Annotated in this window: 7 tRNA genes and 1 pseudogene; 7 read left to right on the top strand and 1 reads right to left on the bottom strand. The window is 39.5% G+C overall.

Features of this window, described 5'->3' with window-relative positions:
- Window positions 1-1,315: pseudogene (locus WBG45_RS09970) on the bottom strand (FIMAH domain-containing protein); the annotation flags it as partial.
- 602 nt (window positions 1,316-1,917) lie between these two features.
- Here WBG45_RS09970 and WBG45_RS09965 point away from each other — a divergent pair.
- The 7 genes from WBG45_RS09965 to WBG45_RS09935 all read left to right on the top strand — a co-directional run bounded on the left by WBG45_RS09965 (window position 1,918) and on the right by WBG45_RS09935 (window position 2,619).
- A tRNA-Thr gene (locus tag WBG45_RS09965) sits at window positions 1,918-1,990 on the top strand.
- Between the two features lie 39 nt (window positions 1,991-2,029).
- A tRNA-Glu gene (locus tag WBG45_RS09960) sits at window positions 2,030-2,104 on the top strand.
- A 62-nt stretch (window positions 2,105-2,166) separates the two neighbouring features.
- Window positions 2,167-2,242: transfer RNA gene (locus WBG45_RS09955), tRNA-Val, on the top strand.
- Between the two features lie 15 nt (window positions 2,243-2,257).
- Window positions 2,258-2,341: transfer RNA gene (locus WBG45_RS09950), tRNA-Tyr, on the top strand.
- 18 nt (window positions 2,342-2,359) lie between these two features.
- A tRNA-Gln gene (locus tag WBG45_RS09945) sits at window positions 2,360-2,434 on the top strand.
- A 19-nt stretch (window positions 2,435-2,453) separates the two neighbouring features.
- Window positions 2,454-2,526 (top strand) — tRNA-Lys (locus WBG45_RS09940).
- A 20-nt stretch (window positions 2,527-2,546) separates the two neighbouring features.
- Window positions 2,547-2,619 (top strand) — tRNA-Ala (locus WBG45_RS09935).
- The last annotated feature ends 52 nt before the right edge of the window (window positions 2,620-2,671 follow it).

Below are 2,671 nucleotides of genomic sequence, written 5' to 3'. Positions count from 1 at the left end.
TTAATCCACTCGTATCCGATAAAGGCTTTGTGGTATCTAATTCATACATCACCGCACTTGGGTAGACTCCGAAATACATTTTGTCCCCAATTGCAGCCATTCCTTCAGCTTGTCCGAGTGTAAATGATTCTGTTACACCAGTGGAAGGATCATAAGATGAGGCAGTGCCTCCCGGATAGCCACTCATATAGAGCTTGCCGTTATTAGCTTTTTCTAATGTTTGGATTGGAATCGGATTTCCAACTATTGGATATTTAATGGATTTTACTTTCTTAGTTTCTAAGTTAATAAAGCTTACTGCGCCTCCAAATTGCACTGTTACTAATGATAAGCCAGGCAGCTCTGGATCATTTGGTACTTCAACCCACGCAGTATTTCTCAGAAAAGTCCCAAATTTAACTCCGGTATCAGTTGCAACTAAAGTTGTTAAATCCACTTCTTTCAATACAGTTCCTTGTAAAAAATAAACACTATTACTGCCAGGTTTCCCATGGACAATACGTAAACCTTTATTTCCCGTATAGAAGGTATCGCTCCATTCTCCGGTTTCAGTGTCATAGAACAGTAGTGCATTATTTCCTCCACCAATTCCGGCAATAATATACTTTCCGGCAGAATCTAGTTGCCAAATATTTGTACTGCCAGCAACAGCGCCAATTGGTAAATTAATTCTTTCCGATTCGCCTGTTTCCACATTTAGTTTAACTAAATATCCATGTATACCGATACCGAGATATAAGTATCCATCATGGTAGGCGGTGGAGCGGGAATATTCTTGACCTGGTGCAACGCTTCCATAGTCTTTCATTTCCCCTGTATTTGGGTCGTATCTTCCTGCTTTAGCATTAGGAAATGATCCAAAGTATACTCTTCCTTCTTCATCATATGAAAGTCCATAAACTACGCTTTCACCAATTCCACCAAGATTTACAACCTCTTTTGCTTCAGGAGAGTATTCATAAAGTTCTCCATCGCCCCCAATATAAACATTTCCGTTAGGAACAGTGATATGGGACCAAGAACTTCCAGAACCTTCTAGAGAATATGTTCTAAGCACTTTTTGACTGACTAAATCAATAACTTGAAAAATTGCAGGGGCACCTGAGGCTGTTGTGTACATGACATCACGGCCATCTTCTTTTCCGTAGGTTGAATCATAAATAGCGACACTTCTTATTTGAGCTCCTAGATTCTCTGGTTCACTAAACTTTTTATCAACCTCTGCAGAAGCGGGTTGAAGTGTCATAAAGAATGAGCCTAATACTAAAAGGCACACGAATGCTGAACGACTAATTTTTTTAAATAATCTATTCATATGAATCTCCCTTCAGATTGGTAATCTTTTCTTCTAAGCCAAACAAGAAAAAAACGTTCACCTCCAAAATAAATTTATGTAGTTTTTCTGAAATACCCAAATTCTGATAGCGCTTTCAAAACTATGGAAATATAAACTTAGAATAAGAGACATTAATTTTATATATGTTAAATATTATTTTTAAAGCAATTAAATGGGATAAGCAAGTCTTTAAATAGACTTAATATTATTATCTTTTTTGGATTTTAAGAGGTCAAGTGACTTCGCTTGACCTCTTAAGAGGGTGTGCTTCCTAGTGAGATTACCTTCGCAAGTGCTTTAAAGTCGATCCGAAAAATGGAAATAACAATAAAAAATATGGAAATAAAAGAATAATTGAAAGAATGAAACCACGATCACTAGTGGCAGATAATGACTATTAAAAAGAACAAAACATAAAGTTCAAGGTAAAATAATCGGATATATAGAGTTCTTATACCTAAAGTATAAAATTTCCGAGAAAAATGAAAAAAACTCTTTACTTTCTATTGCTAGTCCATTAGAATAAATCTTGTTCGCTTCGAGGTTGATGTGAATAAATCGTTTTAAAGCCTTATCTTCTTGCTTCCATAGCTCAGCAGGTAGAGTGCTTCCATGGTAAGGAAGAGGTCACCGGTTCGAGCCCGGTTGGAAGCTTATTTCCAAAAATACATACTCGTTAGAATGTTGTTTTTAGGCCCCTTGGTCAAGCGGTTAAGACACCGCCCTTTCACGGCGGTAACACGGGTTCGAATCCCGTAGGGGTCACCAAATTTTTTACGTAACAATAACCAGGACGTAAAAATAACCAAAAGCAAGTAGTACTTTTTAACGGAGGATTAGCTCAGCTGGGAGAGCATCTGCCTTACAAGCAGAGGGTCGGCGGTTCGAGCCCGTCATCCTCCACCATAATTTTTTACCCTTGGAGGGGTAGTGAAGTGGCTAAACACGACGGACTGTAAATCCGTTCCTTCGGGTTCGGCGGTTCGAATCCGCCCCCCTCCACCATTTTTTAGATTTGATTGTTGGGGTATAGCCAAGCGGTAAGGCAACGGATTTTGATTCCGTCACGCCCTGGTTCGAATCCAGGTTCCCCAGCCATTTCTTTTCTACAATGTACGAGCCATTAGCTCAGTTGGTAGAGCATCTGACTTTTAATCAGAGGGTCGTAGGTTCGAATCCTACATGGCTCACTTTTTTTATAAATTTTCTTGGGGCCTTAGCTCAGCTGGGAGAGCGCCTGCCTTGCACGCAGGAGGTCAGCGGTTCGATCCCGCTAGGCTCCATAATATATAAAAAGACACATGGAATGTGCCACATTCCATGTGTCTTTTTGGT

It is taken from the genome of Paenisporosarcina sp., assembly GCF_049671445.1.
Classification (GTDB): Bacteria; Bacillota; Bacilli; order Bacillales_A; family Planococcaceae; genus Paenisporosarcina.
Note: the sequence above shows the minus strand (reverse complement) of the source record. Positions and strands in the feature narration are given on the sequence as shown.